Annotated in this window: 17 protein-coding genes; 6 read left to right on the top strand and 11 right to left on the bottom strand. The window is 59.3% G+C overall.

Annotated elements, in window-relative coordinates:
• Nucleotides 1-9: 9 nt before the first annotated feature.
• The 4 genes from HFP51_RS01075 to HFP51_RS01060 all read right to left on the bottom strand — a co-directional run bounded on the left by HFP51_RS01075 (nucleotide 10) and on the right by HFP51_RS01060 (nucleotide 4,118).
• The gene (locus HFP51_RS01075; RefSeq protein ID WP_176873919.1) at nucleotides 10-450 is read right to left on the bottom strand and encodes a c-type cytochrome; all 441 of its coding nucleotides are present in this window, start codon (nucleotides 448-450) and stop codon (nucleotides 10-12) included.
• 102 nt (nucleotides 451-552) lie between these two features.
• On the bottom strand, nucleotides 553-2,070 hold the full coding sequence (locus HFP51_RS01070) for a class I adenylate-forming enzyme family protein (protein ID WP_176873918.1): 1,518 nt from the start codon (nucleotides 2,068-2,070) through the stop codon (nucleotides 553-555).
• A gap of 26 nt (nucleotides 2,071-2,096) precedes the next feature.
• Nucleotides 2,097-2,882, bottom strand: a complete 786-nt coding sequence (locus HFP51_RS01065) for an SDR family NAD(P)-dependent oxidoreductase (protein WP_176873917.1) — start codon at nucleotides 2,880-2,882, stop codon at nucleotides 2,097-2,099.
• Between the two features lie 48 nt (nucleotides 2,883-2,930).
• Nucleotides 2,931-4,118: an acyl-CoA dehydrogenase family protein gene (locus HFP51_RS01060; protein WP_176873916.1), complete on the bottom strand. Its 1,188-nt coding sequence runs from the start codon at nucleotides 4,116-4,118 to the stop codon at nucleotides 2,931-2,933.
• A 234-nt stretch (nucleotides 4,119-4,352) separates the two neighbouring features.
• Here HFP51_RS01060 and HFP51_RS01055 point away from each other — a divergent pair, with 234 nt between their 5' ends.
• Together HFP51_RS01055 and HFP51_RS01050 are read left to right on the top strand one after the other, a co-directional pair.
• On the top strand, nucleotides 4,353-6,287 hold the full coding sequence (locus HFP51_RS01055) for a M1 family metallopeptidase (protein ID WP_255454749.1): 1,935 nt from the start codon (nucleotides 4,353-4,355) through the stop codon (nucleotides 6,285-6,287).
• A 120-nt stretch (nucleotides 6,288-6,407) separates the two neighbouring features.
• Nucleotides 6,408-6,974, top strand: coding sequence for a CHAP domain-containing protein (locus tag HFP51_RS01050; protein WP_176873915.1), 567 nt, complete (start codon nucleotides 6,408-6,410; stop codon nucleotides 6,972-6,974).
• Between the two features lie 9 nt (nucleotides 6,975-6,983).
• Here HFP51_RS01050 and HFP51_RS01045 read toward each other — a convergent pair whose 3' ends face one another.
• Both HFP51_RS01045 and HFP51_RS01040 read right to left on the bottom strand, forming a co-directional pair.
• The gene (locus HFP51_RS01045) at nucleotides 6,984-7,472 is read right to left on the bottom strand and encodes a hypothetical protein (RefSeq protein ID WP_176873914.1); all 489 of its coding nucleotides are present in this window, start codon (nucleotides 7,470-7,472) and stop codon (nucleotides 6,984-6,986) included.
• Between the two features lie 32 nt (nucleotides 7,473-7,504).
• A complete protein-coding gene (locus tag HFP51_RS01040) occupies nucleotides 7,505-8,137 on the bottom strand; it encodes a hypothetical protein (protein WP_176873913.1) in 633 nt (210 codons plus the stop codon).
• Nucleotides 8,138-8,352: 215 nt separating this feature from the next.
• Here HFP51_RS01040 and HFP51_RS01035 point away from each other — a divergent pair, with 215 nt between their 5' ends.
• Nucleotides 8,353-9,495 (top strand): inorganic phosphate transporter, encoded by a 1,143-nt coding sequence (locus tag HFP51_RS01035; protein ID WP_176873912.1) that lies wholly within the window; start codon nucleotides 8,353-8,355, stop codon nucleotides 9,493-9,495.
• On the opposite strand, the gene typA is transcribed toward HFP51_RS01035, so the two are convergent.
• A complete protein-coding gene (typA, locus tag HFP51_RS01030; RefSeq protein ID WP_176873911.1) occupies nucleotides 9,492-11,309 on the bottom strand; it encodes a translational GTPase TypA in 1,818 nt (605 codons plus the stop codon). The genes HFP51_RS01035 and typA overlap by 4 nt on opposite strands.
• A 106-nt stretch (nucleotides 11,310-11,415) precedes the next feature.
• Between typA and HFP51_RS01025 the strand changes: the two genes are divergently transcribed.
• Complete coding sequence (locus HFP51_RS01025; protein WP_176873910.1) at nucleotides 11,416-12,414, top strand: bile acid:sodium symporter; 999 nt, start codon at nucleotides 11,416-11,418, stop codon at nucleotides 12,412-12,414.
• On the opposite strand, the gene HFP51_RS01020 is transcribed toward HFP51_RS01025, so the two are convergent.
• The 4 genes from HFP51_RS01020 to HFP51_RS01005 form a co-directional block, all read right to left on the bottom strand.
• Nucleotides 12,411-12,539, bottom strand: coding sequence for a DUF2474 domain-containing protein (locus HFP51_RS01020; RefSeq protein ID WP_176873909.1), 129 nt, complete (start codon nucleotides 12,537-12,539; stop codon nucleotides 12,411-12,413). The two genes, HFP51_RS01025 and HFP51_RS01020, sit on opposite strands and share 4 nt — an antisense overlap.
• Nucleotides 12,540-12,547: 8 nt before the next feature.
• On the bottom strand, nucleotides 12,548-13,552 hold the full coding sequence (gene cydB / locus HFP51_RS01015; RefSeq protein ID WP_176873908.1) for a cytochrome d ubiquinol oxidase subunit II: 1,005 nt from the start codon (nucleotides 13,550-13,552) through the stop codon (nucleotides 12,548-12,550).
• Entirely contained in the window at nucleotides 13,549-14,976 is a 1,428-nt protein-coding gene (locus HFP51_RS01010; RefSeq protein ID WP_176873907.1) for a cytochrome ubiquinol oxidase subunit I, read from the bottom strand. The genes cydB and HFP51_RS01010 overlap by 4 nt, the downstream gene beginning before the upstream one ends.
• A gap of 88 nt (nucleotides 14,977-15,064) precedes the next feature.
• The gene (locus tag HFP51_RS01005; protein WP_176873906.1) at nucleotides 15,065-15,988 is read right to left on the bottom strand and encodes a glutaminase; all 924 of its coding nucleotides are present in this window, start codon (nucleotides 15,986-15,988) and stop codon (nucleotides 15,065-15,067) included.
• A gap of 154 nt (nucleotides 15,989-16,142) precedes the next feature.
• On the opposite strand from HFP51_RS01005, the gene HFP51_RS01000 reads away from it, so the two are divergent.
• Complete coding sequence (locus HFP51_RS01000) at nucleotides 16,143-17,357, top strand: toxic anion resistance protein (protein ID WP_176873905.1); 1,215 nt, start codon at nucleotides 16,143-16,145, stop codon at nucleotides 17,355-17,357.
• Between the two features lie 8 nt (nucleotides 17,358-17,365).
• Nucleotides 17,366-18,094 (top strand): hypothetical protein, encoded by a 729-nt coding sequence (locus tag HFP51_RS00995; RefSeq protein WP_176873904.1) that lies wholly within the window; start codon nucleotides 17,366-17,368, stop codon nucleotides 18,092-18,094.
• Nucleotides 18,095-18,100 lie beyond the last annotated feature (6 nt).

The raw sequence follows: 18,100 nt of genomic DNA, 5'->3' as shown, positions 1-18,100 counted from the left end.
GATAGGACATTAGCTTTCCGGTGACGGTGGCCGGGTTGCCGGTGTCGTCTCACCGCGATGGCAGGTGAAACAGGTCACCCGTTGCCCTTCGCCGCCGCTAATCGCGGGCAGCTGCACTTCATTGAGCGCTGCTGTCATGCTGATCATGCCTCGGGCGATGGATTTCGCTTCGCGGTCATCTGCGGCAAAATCAAATTGTGAGAGCGGCATGCCCTCTTCGCCAACATGGCAATGCTGGCAGCGCACGCCGAGACCCATCACATAGCTGATCATCCGACCGCGCAGCGCAGCGCCGCCAGTGCCTTCGGGCAAGGCTTGTCGATTTTCCATCGCTTCCGGCCATGACCAGCTGGGCTGTTCCTGGGCCCCGGCTTGCGACGCTGCGAGCCCGCCCAATATTGCCGCGCCTGCGATAATCGCACCGGCGCCAATCCGTGAAAATTCATGCATCACTATCCCCTCCTTTAGCGGCATGCCTCCCGGAGACAGGCTCGGCTTTGGATGGGATCGCGTCAAAGGGTCCGGTCGATACCGATAGCCGCTTGGTCGAAATTACAGGCTCAGGCTGTCACGCAGCTCGCGTTTCAACACTTTTCCGATCGCGCTGCGCGGCAATTCATCGACAATATGGACGGCCGCAAGACGTTGCGTCTTGCCAAGCTTTGCATTGGCCCATTCCTTGATCGCATCAGCATCACTCGGGCCGACCACTACGCCCACCGGAGTTTCGCCCCAATCATCGCTATGGACGCCAATGACCGCAACTTCTTCGACTTCAGGATGCTCAACGACAACGGCTTCCAAGTCACTGGGATATATATTGAAACCACCCGATATGATCATGTCCTTGCGGCGATCCATCAGGGTCAGGAATCCGTCTTCATCGAACCGTCCAACATCACCGGTCCGGATGTAACGATTACCCTCTTCGTCATACCATTCGGTCTCGCGGGTCTGTTCCGGGCGGTTATGATAGCCCTTCATGATCGTGCCCGATCGACCAACAATCTCGCCAATCTCACCCTGGGGCACTTCCTTGCCCTCTTCATCGATCAAGCGGATTTCATGCCCCGGCATGGGTTGGCCAACTGTGTGGAGCTTGTCCGGGAATTCATGGGCGCGCAGCGCACAGCTGCCGCCGCCTTCGGTCATCCCGTAAAACTCGACAAGGCCGCCGGGCCAGCGTTTCAGGATATCGGCTTTGAGCTCAGCCGAGAACGGCGCGCTGGTGCAGAATTTCATCTGATAGGATGAGAGATCGAAGCTATCGAACTCGGGCTCTTCCATCAGGCGCTTATACTGGACCGGCACGAGCATCGCGGTCGTCACTTTTTCGCGCTCACTGAGTTCCAAAAATTCCTTGGTCTTGAACTTCTGGACCAAGACGGCTTTTCCGCCATTGCCGACACAGGGAAGGAAGGAAACGAGAGTCGTGTTGGAATAGAGCGGCGTCGACAGCAGTGCTGCGGCGTCCGGCGTGAATATCGTCCCGCCAAAGGCCGTCACCTGCCGCCAGCGCATCTGGTGCGAATGGACAATCCCTTTCGGCGTGCCCGTCGTGCCGCTCGAATAGATGATGTTGAACCCCTGTTCGGGATCAATCTCAACCGGCTCCGGTTTCGCATCAACATCGGGGAGCCAGGCTTCGAACGCGGCATCGTCGTCAAGCGTCACCGGCGTCACACCATCGGGGACATCGACGCTATCGAGGATCGATTGGTCGGCGAAGAGAAGCCGCGTGCCGCAATCTTCAACCATCAGGCGAAGGGCTTCGGGCGTCGAACTTTGTGCAAGTGGCGCGACCGTCCCCCCTGCCCGCAATATGCCAAGCCAGAGCGTCGCATAGGCCCAGCCATTTAGCCCGCAGATCGAAACCGCCTCGCCCGGCTGGACACCGTCGCGCTGCAAGCCTGCTGCGATCCGGTCCCCATAACGATCATATTCCGCAAAGCTGATCCGCCGATCACCGGCAACAACCACAATATCATCGGGGCGTTCGCTGGCATGGGCGCGCATAACATCAGCATAGGACGCAAATTCGCTTTGCAGCATGTCTGCGGCACTCGTCATTATCTCTTCCCCTGATAGGTCATTGTCTATTCGCGGCTTGGACTAGCGGATGATCCCGCCAACAGACCACCATCAACCGTCAATTCCGTGCCTGTCATATAGGCGGCTTCGTCGCTGGCAAGGAGCACGGCGAGCGCTGCCACCTCCTCTGGTTTGCCAAAGCGCCGCATCGGCGTGTCGGCGACAAACTCAGCCATGCGCTTCTCGCGTTCTGGTCCGTCACCCAGCATGGGTTCCCACATCGGTGTCAGCACGGCAGCCGGGTGGATCGAGTTGCAGCGGATATTAAGCGCCTGCTCGGCGCAATAGAGGGCGACGCTCTTGCTGTGGTTTCGGATAGCGGCTTTTGATGATGCATAGGCCGCGGCGCCGGGAATGCCGACCATGCCGGATCGCGAGGAGATATTGATAATCGATCCCTCGGCTTTTTTTCGCATTGCCCGGATTGCATAGCGACAGCCAAGAAATGTGCCATCGAGGTTCACGCGGTGCACATCGTGCCAGTCTGCCAGGGTCACATGTTCCGGATCATGCGCCTGTGCGCCGTCCTCGAAACCGGTCACACCGGCATTATTCACGACCACGTCGACTAGTGGAAAGGCTTCCGCGCAGGCCAGCCAGTCGGCTTCTTCCGCAACATCCAGCTTGAGCCATTGCCCGCCAAGCTGGTCCGCCACGGCCTTGGCCCCGGCGGCGTCCTTGTCGGTAACAATAATATCTGCGCCCTCTGCCACAAATGCGTGCGCGATTGCTTCACCAATCCCGCGCGCCGCGCCGGTGATCAGGCACATCTTCCCGTCCAGCCGACTCATGGCAGTTCTCCCGGCAAGGCAATCTCGCTAAGCCGAGGCCCTAGCCGATTATTGGTGGTCGAGCATCCCCAGCACGCGCTTGGAAATGATATTGTTCTGGATCTCGGTCGAACCGCCATAAATGGTGACAGCGCGGTTCCACAGCCAGGTACGGGTGGTTTTCAGCTCATCCGGCTCAAAGCCTTCGCCTTCCCAGCCCAATCCCTGCATGCCCATCACTTCGATCATCAAGTCAGTGCGTTCCTGGGCAAGTTTCGCGCCGATATTCTTGAGCACCGAACTGGCCGCGCTTGGGCCGCCTTGCTCGCGCGCTTCCCGTCTGGCCCGGCCAACGGTTCCCATGAAATTGCGCACGGTCATTTCATGCTTGATGATCTTGAGGCGCAATTCCTTGTCGGCAATCTCGCCATTGTCGTTCACCTCGACATATTTCTTCGCATGATCAGCCAGCGAACGCATCATCGCACGCGCGCCGCCACCGCCGATACCGGCGCGTTCGAACTGAAGGAGGCGCTTGCCAATCGTCCAGCCTTTGCCCTCTTCGCCGATCCGGTTTTCCTTCGGCACTTTCACATCAGTGAAAAATGTTTCGCAGAATGGCGACAGGCCTGAGATCATCTTGATCGGCCGCCGCTCGATGCCCGGCTGATCCATATCGACGACGAGGAAGGTGATCCCGTCATGTTTGGTCGATTTGTCGGTGCGGAACAGGCCAAAGCAGAAATCCGCCCATTGGCCGCCGGATTGCCAGGTCTTCTGACCATTGATCAGATAATGATCGCCCTTGTCTTCGGCAAAGCTCTGCACATTGGCGAGGTCAGAACCAGCGCCCGGCTCCGAATAGCCCTGGCAGCCGCGCGTCGAGCCATCGGCCAGTGGCGGCAACATGCGAAGCTTCTGCTCTTCCGTGCCAAATTCCATCAGCGTCGGTGCAAACATGCCGACGGCGAGCCCACCAACCGGATTATAGGCGCCAACCTTGCGCATCTCATCGTCGAGAACCGCAATTTCCTGCGGAGAAAGGCCAGCCCCGCCATATTCCTTGGGCCAGTTCGGTACACCGAAACCGCGTTCACCAAGCGCCGTCCGCCAGGCAACCATGTCGGGAGACATATCAGTCGGCCCGTCGACCATGCCCATCGGACTGTGGCGGCCCTTCAAGGCCGGATCGAAATTGTCCGCCAGCCAATCCCGTACTTCAGTACGAAAGACTTCCAAAGGTTCGACATCGGCCATGAATTCTCTCCTAGCGGCTCTGCTTTACGTTTACGTCAATTGTCGGCCAAATGGGCGCCAAGGTCAAGGCGAAGATCACCGTCTTCCCTCGATTTGGGGCGACGACAAAACGGTTCAGCTAGGGTTAGGCTTGCCGCTGCCATATCCGCACACAAAGGCGGGCATGGCAAACAGGGTGACGATGCGCGGCCGATTGGCTAATTCCCTGCCCGAATAGTTATTTTTCCGGAGAGCATGATGTTCAAACCCTTCCGATTTTTCGTGCCACTGGCAGCGATCGGCATGATCGCTGCGTGTAGCGGCCCGGCGAGCGATAACCGGTCTGCGCCGACAACCGCCGACGGAACCAGCATCTATGCATCGGAAGAAGGCCGCGACACGCATAGCTATGCCAATCCGGTCGAAGCGCGGGTCACCCATGTCTCGCTAGACCTCAACGCCGATTTCAACGAGCAGCGCATGGTGGGTTCGGCTACACTCGACCTGGAACTCGCCGATGACGCCGAAGAAGTGATACTCGACAGCAAGGGTCTGGAAATTCGCGAAGTCGTCAATGCAACGGGGGAAACGCTGTCCTGGGAGATGGGCGATGATAGCGGCGATGTGCATGGCGCGCCGCTGACGATCCAGCTCGATGGCGCCGAACAGGTAACAATCACCTATGCATCCGCACCCGGAGCGGCCGCCCTCCAATGGTTGGCGCCCGAGCAAACCGCCGGTGGTGAAGAGCCGTTCCTGTTCAGCCAGGGTCAGGCGATCCTCAACCGCACCTGGATCCCGACACAAGATAGCCCGGGCATCCGGCAAAGCTGGGACGCGCGGATTACCGCGCCCGAAGGCCTGCGCGTCGTGATGAGCGCCGAAATGCTAACGCCTGAGGGTGAGCTTATCGATGGCGAACCGGGCCGCCGCGCCTTTCGCTTCCGCATGGCGGACCCAGTTGCCCCCTATCTGATTGCCATCGCTGCCGGCGATCTGGCCTTCCAGGAACTGGGCGAACGCAGCGGTGTGTATGCCGAACCCTCGATGCTGGCCGCTGCGGTCAGCGAGTTTGAAGATATGGAAGAAATGATCGGTGCGGCCGAAGAGCTGTACGGCGATTATCGCTGGGGTCGCTATGATCTCCTTGTCCTGCCGCCTTCCTTCCCCTTTGGCGGCATGGAAAACCCACGCCTCACCTTTGTGACGCCGACTATTCTGGCCGGCGACAAATCGCTTGTCAGCCTGATAGCCCATGAACTGGCGCATAGCTGGTCTGGCAATCTTGTGACCAATGCGAGCTGGGACGATTTCTGGCTCAATGAAGGCTTTACTGTCTATTTCGAGAACCGGATCATGGAGGCCGTCTATGGCCGCGAGCGGGCCGCGATGCTCGCCGATCTCGGCTGGAGCGACATGATGGGCGATGTCGAGGATCTCGGCGGGCTGACATCGGCCGATACCCAGCTGCACCTCGATCTTGCCGGCCGCGATCCTGATGAGGGCATGACCGACATTGCCTATGAAAAGGGCGCGGTATTCCTGCGCACCGTCGAAGAAACAGTCGGCCGGGCCCGGTTCGATGAGTGGCTCCGCGACTATTTCGATCGCAATGCGTTCCAGCCGCAAACCAGTGCGGGGCTGATCGCCGATATGCGCACCAATCTTTTCGAAGGCGATGAAGCCGACGAGATCGGGTTGGAACACTGGATCTACGAACCCGGCCTCCCGGAAAATGCTGTCCATGTGCAGTCGAACCGTTTTCGCGCCGTCGACCAGGCGATCGCCAGTTTCGCAAGCGATGGAGAAGTGACGGTTATCAACTGGCCGGAATGGACGACCCAGGAACGATTGCGCTTCATCAACGGGCTGCCGCGTGAGCTTGATGACGACCGTCTTGAGATGCTGGAATCGACCTTCAGCCTCAATCAGGCCCAGAATAGCGAGATCCGCTTTGCCTGGCTGATGCTGGCCATCGCCAATCGCTATGATGATGCGCGCGATTCCACGGAGCGCTTCCTGCTCGGCATGGGACGTCGAAAGTTTGTCGCACCGCTGTTTGAAGCGCTGATGGGTGAAGGCAATTGGGGCGAACGCCAGGCGCGGCGAATCTATGAAGACGCCCGCCCGCGCTATCACTCTATCACCACGAACACGGTCGATGAACTGGTCGGTACATCGGATGGGTGAACCGGAAAGCGCAGTTTAGCGCCGACTCCCCACCATTTATCGCTTTAGGCTTCCCTGGCCCCGGATTTCCGGGAATGCGACCCTCAGTAAGTCGCTAACACTGCCTTTCGGGGGTCGCACATGTTTCCGGGTCGTTTTCAGGCTGTTCTGAGCCTGCTCGCTATTGCCTTATTCACCTTCGTGCTCAGCACGCCAGCCGAAGCGCGGGATCCGCGCTGGCAATGCGTGACTTATGCTCGCAGCGTGTCCGCCATCCAGATCCGCGGCAATGCCCATACCTGGTGGGCTTCGGCAGAAGGTCGCTATGAACGCGGCAGCGAACCGCGCCCGGGTTCCGTGATGGTCCTGCGCTCCCATGGCCGGATGCGGCTGGGCCATGTCGCGATGGTTCGCGAAGTCGTCAACGACCGCCAGATCCGCCTGAACCACGCAAACTGGTCCCGCCGCGGCATGATCGAGAGCAATGTGCTTGCCGAGGATGTTTCACCGAATAATGACTGGAGCGTCGTGAAGGTCTGGCATACGCCGACTGGCCAGCTCGGTATCACCAACTATCCGGTCTATGGTTTCATCTATGCCGACGAGATCCAGGCCGAGCCGGAACTCCAGATCGCCGCGACCGAAGTCGATGCCAATCGCGCATTGCTGTCCAATTTTGATCCGTCCCAAGCCGAACGGATAGAATAGGCGCTTCGCCTAACGCGCTTCGCGTAGCTGGATAAAGGCTGAATTCACCCAACCGCTGAGGCACGGCCCATCATAGGGCCGCCGCGCATTGACCGGTTCGGACACACCGCAGCTCGGGCTGAGGTCGCCTTCTTCGGTATAGACGATCGCGAGCCAGCTCTGATCATGACTGCGATTGCAGACAAACACCCGCATGCCGACCGTGATACTGTCTAGCTGGCTAGCGCGATCAAAGGGCGCAGCGCGAACGCCTAAGGCCGCTTGCCCACCCAATGTACGCACCTGACCGGTGGCCTGGCAGGCGGCGAAACGCGGCCCGAACTGACCAACCACGACCGGTTGGACGAGCTCATCGGAGCGATCCACCTCACCGCGATTGAGCGGCGCGGTCCCCGATCCGCTGTTCTGTTCGACATTGGGATTGCAGGCGGCAAGCGCCAGCGCGCCCGCCATTATCGCGATAACCGACCCGTGCTTCACACAACCTCCAAAAACCATAGGTGTCTGAGATAGGGATTTGGCCGGTCGCGTCAATCCGCGCGGTCTTGTTTCGGCGCAGTAAAGGGATCGACGATGAAGACCATGATGGCTTCTTGTTGGGTGATATTGCCGTGTCGCGCGTCCTTGGGTCGTTCCTTACCGCGCGGCGGCACCATCGCTGTAGTCGCGTCATAATCCGGATCCGCGAGGAATACCTCGCTGCCACCGCCTGAAAGCCAAGATCCGTCTGGCATCACAATCTCCGTCTCATAGACATTCTTGTAGACTTCGACCGGCGATGCCGTGCTCCGGCGAACCTTGAGCGGGAGCGCATAGGGGCTTGGTTCAACTTTCGCGATCTCGCTTCCTAACCGCAGTGGATGTCGCGAATAGTGGAGCGGCGGATAGGCTTGCTCCCGAACAATCGCGCAGGGGAAGTGCTCGCCCGCACTGGTTGTTACCGCACAAGGTGTTTCGCGATTGGGCGGCGTCGGATGCGTCGGCGATGCACCGATGGCGATCAGGGCAGCCTGCATTTCAGGCTTCAACACCAAAGGCGCCGCATTCCATTGCTCGGCCAACGGGCTGTCCTCCGCCGTCATGCGTATCCGTTCCGAACCATCTGGCGAGACATGGTAGTGCACATCGCATTTCCGGCAGTAATAGACCGCCCCAATCCGCATATCCCGGATCTTGGCAAGCGGCCGACGAGAATTGCACGCGGAGCAGCGCAGGCCGCCAGTTGACCCACCTCTCATCCACGCAAACACCCCACCAAAGGCCATCGCCCGATCTCCCATGCGAGTATGAGGTTATCACGCTTCCATGGGTCGAGCACCCTCCACCTCCAATGGTGTAACCGAACACGCTCCCCACCCGAACACTATCCCAAGCGGTCATGCGCGCGCTGTACACCGCTGCCATTGGGAAAGGCTGTATCTTGCTAATTGTTTTGCTGGCTTCGACGGCGCTGTTTTTGGCGTTCAGCAACGGCGCCAATGACAATTTCAAGGGATTTGCCACCGTTTGGGGCTCGGCCTCTCTCAGCTATCGCAGCGCCCTTATCCTGGCGACGGTGGCAACGATCCTTGGTGGACTCGCATCCATATTGATCGCCGATACGCTGGTTCAGCAATTTTCCGGCAAGGGCCTGGTACATGACGAACTGGCGAGTGCACCCAGCTTTGCATTGGCGGTTGGCGGCGGCGCGGCCTGTACGGTGATGCTCGCTACACGGCTGGGCTTTCCGATTTCAACGACTCACGCACTAGTCGGTGGCCTGATCGGTGCGGGCCTTGCCAGCAGCTCCGGATCGCTCGACTTCGGCAATCTCGGTTCGAAATTCCTGCTGCCCTTGCTGACCAGTCCGTTTTTGTCGGCGTTTATGGCCTTTGGCGCGTATCTCATTCTCCGCCGCGCGCGCCCCAAGCCGACGGAGAAGGATTGCATCTGCCTCGTCGATGCCCAGCCGATCCCCGCCGGAGACATCCGCTTTGTCGCGAGGATCCATGCCGAGTGCAAAGCGCCGCATCTGGTCGTCGAAACCGAAGAGGTCTGCGACGCCGGTGCCGAACCCGTTGCGCGCACATCCTTCACGCGCCTTCTCGATGGCCTGCATCTCTTCTCGGCCAGCACCATCTGTTTTGCGCGCGGCGTTAACGACGCGCCCAAGCTTGCCGCGCTCCTGATCGGGGCCAATCTGTTTAGCGGTACGGCGGCCGCGGTAGCTGTCACGGCGGCGATGGCGCTGGGCGGCTGGCTCCTGTCGCGCCGCGTGGCCGAGACAATGAGCCTCAAGATCAATCATCTCGATACAAGCCAGGGTATCTCGGCCAATCTGATCACGGCCAGCCTGGTGCTGTTTGCGAGCCGTCTAGGCCTGCCAGTATCAACGACGCACGTCTCTGTTGGATCGATCATCGGCACAGGCGCAGCCGGAGGCACGCTCGACCTATCGGTCGTCCGCAATGTCTTGCTATCCTGGGTTGCGACGCTCCCGATCGCCGCCGGGATCGCCTTTGCAATAGGGCTGTTGGCCTAAGCCGCTTCCGCCTTGCGCGATTCCTTTTTGCGGACGTGCGGATCGAGATGGCGTTTGCGGATGCGGATCGCCTTGGGCGTGACCTCAACCAGCTCGTCATTCTGGATATAGGCAATCGCCTGTTCCAGCGTCATCCGCCGCGGCGGTGTCAGGCGGATGGCATCATCCTTACCCGATGAGCGGATATTGGTGAGCTGCTTCGTCTTGGTCGGATTGACCTCCAGATCCTGCGGCTTTGAATTCTCGCCGATCACCATGCCCTGATACAGCGCCTCGCCGGGCGACACGAACATGATCCCGCGATCTTCGAGCGTGTTGAGCGAGTAGGCGATCGCCTGGCCCTGCTCCATCGAGATCAGCACGCCCACTGCGCGCCCTTCGATTGTGCCCTTGTACGGCCCGTATTTCTCATAGACCCGGTTCATGATCCCGGTGCCGCGTGTGTCGGACAGGAATTCGCCATGATAGCCGATCAGGCCGCGTGATGGCGCGGAAAATGTGATCCGCGTCTTGCCACCGCCCGAAGGCGACATGTCTGTCATCTCGGCTTTGCGCAGGGCCATCTTTTCGACGACCGTGCCGGAATACTCATCATCGACATCGACGACAACGGTTTCATAGGGCTCTTCGCGACCATCCGGGCCCTCACGGAACAGCACGCGGGGACGCGAGATGGACAGTTCAAAGCCTTCACGCCGCATCGTTTCGATCAGCACACCCAGCTGAAGCTCACCGCGACCGGCGACTTCAAACGCGTCCTTCTCTGCGCTCTCGCTGATCTTGATCGCGACATTGCCCTCGGCTTCCTTTTCGAGCCGTTCGCGAATGACGCGCGACTGTACCTTGTCACCATCTTTGCCGGCGAACGGACTGTCATTGACCGCGAAGGTCATGGCGAGTGTCGGCGGATCGATCGGCTGTGCGTCAACCGGTGTTTCAACCTCGGGCGCGCAGATCGTGTTGGCGACCGTGGCATCCGTCAGCCCGGCAATCGCGACAATATCGCCGGCTTTCGCGGTTTCTACAGGAACGCGCTCAAGTCCTTCAAAGGCAAGGATTTTGGTGGCGCGGCCACTCTCGACCACATTGCCCTCAGCATCGATCGCCTTGATCGGCATATTCATTTCCAGGCGACCGGATTCGATCCGGCCGGTGAGCACACGGCCCATGAAATTATCGCGATCGAGCAAGGTGGCGAGCATCTTGAACTCACCATCCGGATCCGCATCAGGCTCGGGTACATGATCGACAATCGTTTCGAACAGCGGTGTCAGATCGCCATCACGAACCGTATCTTCGCGGCCCGCATAGCCGGACCGACCACTCGCATAGAGGGTCGGGAAATCGAGCTGCTCGTCATTTGCATCGAGCGCCAGGAAGAGTTCGAAACATTCGTCCAGCACTTCGGCAGGGCGTGCATCGGGGCGATCGATCTTGTTGACCACAACGATCGGCCGGAGGCCAAGCGCCAGCGCCTTGCCAGTCACAAATTTCGTCTGCGGCATCGGCCCTTCGGCGGCATCAACCAGCAGGATAACGCCGTCGACCATCGAGAGAATACGCTCGACCTCGGCGCCAAAGTCAGCATGGCCCGGTGTGTCGACAATGTTGATGTGATGATCATTCCACTCAACGCTGGTGCATTTGGCAAGGATGGTGATGCCGCGCTCTTTCTCGAGCTCGTTCGAATCCATAGCACGCTCTTCAACCCGTTCATTCTCGCGGAATGTGCCGGATTGGCGGAACAGCTCGTCCACTAGCGTCGTCTTGCCATGATCGACGTGAGCAATGATGGCCACGTTGCGAAGGCCCATAGGAATTCTCTCAATTGTCTGGAACGCGATATCTTGCGCGCGGCTATAAAGACATTTGTGCGCCGCAACAAGGCATGAGCGCAGCGCGCCCGATACTGGCGTTCGCGTGACACTGCGCTATGGCCAAGTGATGCGGCGCGCAGCGGACATAATCATCCCGGATCGCTTCATTATCGTCCTGCTGGCGATGGTGGGCGTGACAGCATTCTTGCCGGCGACGGGTCGGGCGCTGGAGCTGCTGGCGACCATCTCGACAATCTGTATCGTCACCCTGTTTTTCGTGCATGGCGCGCGGCTCAGCCGATCGGCCGTGATTGGCGGGTTTACGCGTATTCGGCTCCATTGCGTGATCATCGCCTTCACCTTCCTGATCTTTCCGCTGCTTGGCCTGGCGCTCACAACGATCGCGGCGCCGTTCATCGACGAAGCCTTCATCCCGGGAACGCTGTTCCTCTGCGCCCTTCCCACGACCGTCGCCTCGTCGATCGCGATGGTATCGATGGCGCGCGGCAATGTGGCGGCGTCCGTTATCGCCGCCGCCTTTTCCTCGATGCTGGGCGTTGTGCTGACGCCGCTCATGTTCGCCGCTTTGCTCTCCACGTCCGGCGCGCCGATAGACCTGTCAGGCATCGGCAAGGTCGTGATGATCCTCGCGGTCCCCTTTGCAATCGGTCAGCTGTGTCGACCACTCGTAGGCGCCTGGATCGAAGCGCATCCCGCAATCGGCCGTTCGCTCGACCGGCTCACCATCTTGCTGGCTATCTATGTCGCTCTGTCAGCAGCTGTGGGCGGCGGATTGCTGGCGGGACTGGGGTTAAACCGCTTCCTGTTGCTGCTCGCCGCGATGTTGGTTCTGCTGCTGCTCGTGATTGTCACGGCAATGCTCGTCGCGCGTCTGTTCCGGTTCGACTATGGCGATGGCACCGCCCTGCTGTTCGCAGCCATGCAAAAGAGCGTTATCTCCGGCACGCCAATGGCCCGTGTCCTGTTTCCGGGCGCTGAGGCGGGCCTCATCATTGTCCCGCTGCTCGTCTATTATGTGCCGATGATGACAGTGTCGGCGATCATGGCCGCTCGGCTGGGCGCTCAGCGCGCGCCAGACTAGTTCAACCACCACCGGATGCCATAGGCGACCAGGCTGATAACGCTGAGACTCGCCAGCCACAGCCCGATGAACCAGGCCCATTTCTGCCAGAGCGGGCCCTCAGGCTCGTCCCAATCGTCAGTCATGGCCGTGCTCAGTGATAGCCCGCCTCATCGACCTTGCCCCTGAACACCCAATAGGCCCAGGCGGTGTAAGCAAGGATCACCGGCACCATAACAGAGGCGCCGATCAGCATGAATATCTGGCTTTCGCGGGGCGCGGCTGCGTCAAAGATCGTGACGCTGCCCGGAACGACATAGGGCCAGATCGAAACTGCGAGACCAATCATGCTGAGCACGAACAGGGCGAGTGCCCAAAAAAATGGGCGCGCTTCGTAATTACTCTCCAGGCTACGCCAGAGCATGAAAGCACAGAAGATCACGAGCAGCGGCATCGGGATGGTCACGAATAGTCCCGGCGATTCCAGCCAGCGATCATAATATTGGGGATCGACAAAGGGCGTGGCCAGGCTGACGGTACCGACCGCTCCCAAAAGGACTGGCGTCAGCAAGATCGCGATCCGTCGCGCCTTGTTGTGGAGCGTGCCGGTTCCCTTCATCACCAGCCAGCAGGCGCCGAGCATGGCATAGCCCACGACAAGCGCTCCGCCGCAGAGCAGGGTGAACGGCGTCAGCCAGTCCCACCAACCGCCCGCATAAGCGCGGTCCTGCACTTCGATCCCCTGCAGCAACGCGCCCAGGGTAATGCCCTGCGCAAAGGTCGCGACGAGGGAGCCGGTAAAGAAGCTTGCGTCCCAAAAGCGACGATGATCAGGGTCGCGCCAGCGAAACTCAAATGCGACGCCCCGAAAAACTAGGGCGAGCAGCATTGCGATCAGGGGTGCATACAGGGCAGGCAAGATCACCGCATAAGCGAGCGGGAATGCCGCCATCAGCCCACCGCCACCCAGGACCAGCCAGGTCTCATTGCCATCCCAGACGGGGGCGATGGTGTTCATCGCCATGTCGCGTTCCTGGCCGACTGTGAAGCGCGGAAACAGGATGCCAATGCCAAGATCAAAACCGTCCATCACAACATAGGCGCCGATCGCGAATGAAATGATGCCCGCCCAGATGATGGTGAGTGTCGGATCGCTCATGATGGCCGCTCCTCATCCGTGCCTGTATCGTCGCGGGCAATGCCGGACGCGGGCGTAATGCCAGCCGACCGAATTGGTCCGGAAGTAGCGGCAGCGTCGCCCTGTGCTGGCGGTTGGCGCATCAGCTTGAGAAGGTACAGTGTGCCCGCACCGAACACGAGGAAGTAGACGATCACAAAGGCTGTCAGAGAAGCACCGACAGCCGGGGCATCGATCGCTGAAACCGCATCCTCGGTGCGCATCACGCCATAGATAACCCAAGGCTGCCGACCGACTTCGGTGGTGATCCAGCCGGCGATCACGGCAACAAAGCCTGCCGGGCTCATCGCCAGCGCAAACCGGTGTAGCCAGCGATTTTCATAAAGCGATTTCCGCCAGCGCGACCATAAGCTCCACAGCCCGAGCGCGACCATCAGAAAGCCGAGCCCAACCATGATCCGGAACGACCAGAAGACGATCCCGACCGGCGGGCGATCTTCGCGCGCGACTGTATCCAGCCCGTCGATCCCTGCTTCGATATCATGTTTGAGGATCAGTGAGCCAAGGCCCGGAACCGCGACTTGATAATGCACTTCTTCGGCGTCGCTGTCGGGAATGCCGAACAGGATCAAGGGCGCGGCCCGATCATAGCTTTCAAAATGGCCCTCCATCGCGGCAACTTTCATCGGCTGATGCTCAAGCGTGTTGAGGCCGTGCAAATCGCCCGCCACGATCTGGATCGGCGCGACAAGTGCGGCCATCCACATCGCCATTGAGAACATTTTCTTCACCGCCGGCAGATCGCGACCCTTGAGCAGATGCCAGGCACCAACCCCACCAACGACCAGCGCTGTCGTCAGATACGCGGCAATCACGGTGTGGACGAGGCGGTAGGGAAAACTCGGATTGAAGACGACATCCCACCAACTGCCATCGAGCACATATTGGCCGACGGCGTTGGTGGTGTATCCGGTCGGGGTCTGCATCCAGCTGTTCACGGACAATATCCAGAAGGCCGATATCGCCGTGCCGATGGCGACCATCAGCGTAGCTGTAAAATGCAGTTTCTTGCCGACCCGTCCCATGCCGAACAGCATTACACCCAGGAAACCGGCTTCGAGGAAGAAGGCAGTGAGCACCTCATAGGCCATGAGCGGACCGATGATCGGCCCCGCGCGATCCGAGAAGACCGACCAGTTGGTGCCGAATTGATAGGACATCACGATGCCGGAAACGACGCCCATCGCGAAGGTGATCGCAAAGATCTTCAGCCAATATTTGAAGAGCCGCAGATAAACGTCATTCTTCGTTTTCAGCCACAATCCCTCCAGCACTGCCAGATAGCTGGCGAGGCCAATTGAAAAGGCCGGAAATATGAAATGGAAACTGATCGTGAATGCGAACTGGATACGCGCCAAGAGCAGGGCGAGATCGGCATCGACCATGGCCCCTATCTAGCGCGGTTTGCTGAAAATTGCAGCCCAACCGATCTGCAAAACTGGTCGAGTGGATTGCGCAAATTGCAACTGCGGCTCAGCCGAAGACCGACCACCCGGTCTGTTCTACCAAAGCTTCCAGCGCCAAGGCGCCAACTGTTGATGTTCCGGCTTCATTGAGCCCCGGTGACCAGACGGCAATCGCACCTTCGCCCGGCGCAATCACCAAAACACCGCCGCCCACGCCACTTTTTCCGGGCAGGCCGATGCGAAAGGCAAAGTCGCCCGAATTGTCATAATGGCCACAAGTCATCATCACCGCGTTGATCCGCCGACAGCGTTGCGGGGTGACGATCCGCTCGCGGGTAACCGGATCCTTGCCGTCAAAGGCGAGAAACAGGGCCGCGCGCGCCAGTTGACTGCAGGAGAGCGCCAGCGCGCAATGCCGAAAATAGGCAGAGAGGATAGTCTCCACATCATTGTCGAGATTCCCGAAACTCGCCATGAAATGGGCAAGGCTGCGATTGCGCGCGCCAGTTTCGCTCTCGGATCGCGCGACCTCCATATCGATTGCAATGCTCTCATCTTCGGCATGATCACGCAGGACACCGAGCAACATCTCGGTCGTCGCATCAGCATCACCATTATCGATCAGATGATCTGTGACGACGATCGCTCCGGCATTGATCAACGGATTGCGCGGAATACCCCGCTCATGTTCGAGCTGGACGATTGAGTTGAAGGCGGAACCCGATGGTTCTCGGCCCACCCGCTCCCACAACGTATCGCCGACCTTTTGGAGCGCGAGCGAAAAGGTGAAAACCTTGGAAATGCTCTGGATGGAAAAGCACTCATCCGCATCTCCAATCTTGTGGCACGTGCCATCACGGGTCGCGACGGCCATCCCGAATTTGTTCGGATCGACGCTGGCAAGTGCCGGAATATAATCGGCGACCTTGCCTTTTCCGCGATGCGGTTCGACGAATTCAGCCACCGCTTCAAGAATTTTATCCAGGTCCATTCGCGCTTAATGCCGCGAAAACATGCCGAAAGCCAAGGATTATCAACGCATAGGTGACATGTTGCACTAAGTGTATTATATGGGTAACACGCACCTTGAAAATGTCGCGCTCGGAAGGCATTTAGGAAACAATCCGAGCAGAAGGAAAACAGGCATGGCCACGACACCGGCAAATGAAACGACAACGGCGACGCAAGTCGACACGGGACTGACGCTAGATGCGCCCGATCCGATTCCAGCAGTGACTGCAGAAAAAGCGGCCGGGCTCGTGCCGGTGGAGCCCGAGAAACAGGCCAAGCTCGATCAGAAGGTTGACGGCTTTGTCAGCGAACTGACCGGCCTTGATGCGAACAGCCCGGAATTCGGCGCCAAGGTCGATCAGATCACCAATATGGGTCGCAAGGAAATTGCCGATGCGGCCGGCCAGTCCAACCGCTTCCTCGATCGGCCTATCCGCTCGATGGATGAGAACAGTGCGATCGGCACGGATCTCTCCGAGTTGCGCCGTACGGTCGAAGATCTCGATCCCGGTTCGCGCGGCAATCTGACTTCCAAGCGCAAGCTGTTTGGCATCATTCCCTGGGGCAACAAGCTGCGCCACTATTTTGACAGCTATAAGTCCGCGCAAAATCACATTGCAGCGATTCTGAAGCGCCTCGCCTCTGGCAAGGATGAGCTCATCAAGGATAATGCGGCAATTTCGGTTGAGCGTCAGAAGCTGTGGGATGCGATGGGCCGGCTCGAACAGATGATCTATGTCGCCAAGGCGCTGGATGCGAAACTCGAAGAAAAAGCGGTTGAACTTGAAACTTCGGACCCGGAAAAATCCAAGGCGATCAAAGAAACCGCGCTCTTCTACATCCGCCAGCGGACCCAGGACTTGCTGACCCAGATGGCGGTGTCGGTGCAGGGCTATCTGGCACTGGACCTTGTGAAGAAGAATAATGTCGAGCTCATCAAGGGCGTCGATCGCGCATCGACCACTACCGTTGGCGCATTGCGCACGGCAGTGACGGTCGCGCAGGCGATGACCAATCAGAAGCTGGTGCTTGGCCAGATCACCGCGCTCAACGAAACGACCGCGAACATGATCGATTCAACCGGCGAAATGCTGCGGACGACCACAGCGGATGTTCACCAGCAGGCTGCCTCGTCGACCATTCCGCTCGAAACGCTGCAGCGTGCCTTCCAGAATATCTATGATACGATGGATGAGATTGATCGGTTCAAGCTCGAAGCACTGGGCTCGATGAAGCAGACGGTTACCGTGCTTTCTGACGAAGTTGAAAAGTCGAAAGGCTATATCGCCCGGGCCGAAGGCGCTGCAAACAGCCAGGCGACTGTGCCCTTTGAAGCGATTGAAGGATAGCAGCACCGGTGGCCACCAGCGATCGTATCCTCGCCCAAGCAGACGAGTTGCTGCGGCGCGTCTCGCCGCAAGCGCGCGAGCTCGCCCGGCGGCAACGCCAGCGGCGGCAACAGGCCTTTGTCCGCCGGTTGCGCAAGGGCGTTCTGATTGCCCTCGCGACGATTATCGGCATGACCGGTGCGGGCCTGTTCTTCGGGAGCTTCGGCTTTGCCTGGCTGATGCTGACCTTGCTGATTACCTTTTTCGTGATGGTGACCGTGCTGATCGCCGGTCGGACACCCGAATTTACGCAAGAACAGTTGATGGAGAGCGAGCTCCCTGCCCTCCCCACCAATACTGAACATTGGCTGGAGAAGCAGCGCCTGGCGCTTCCTGCACCAGCAAATCGCAAGCTCGATCAGATCGCAGTGCGGTTAGAGGAACTGCGGCCGCAACTCGCCAATCTCGATCCGCGTGAACCGGCGGCTGTCGAAGTCCGGCGGCTGGTAGGCGTGGAACTTCCCGAGCTGGTTGAAGGCTATAAACGGGTTCCGGATCATCTCCGCCGTGAGGAAAGCCATGGCGGCCACACGCCAGAGAAGCAGCTCGTCGAAGGGCTGGACATCGTGGAAGAAGAAGTTAGCCGGATGACCCGTCAACTCGCCGCAGGAGAACTCGACGCGCTGGCGACCCAGGGCAAGTTCCTGGAGCTCAAATATCGCGGCGATGAAGATATGCGGGACGAAGAGACGAGCTAAGCGGCT

The organism is Parasphingopyxis sp. CP4, from assembly GCF_013378055.1.
Classification (GTDB): Bacteria; Pseudomonadota; Alphaproteobacteria; order Sphingomonadales; family Sphingomonadaceae; genus Parasphingopyxis.
This window is presented reverse-complemented; position numbering and strand designations above follow the sequence as displayed.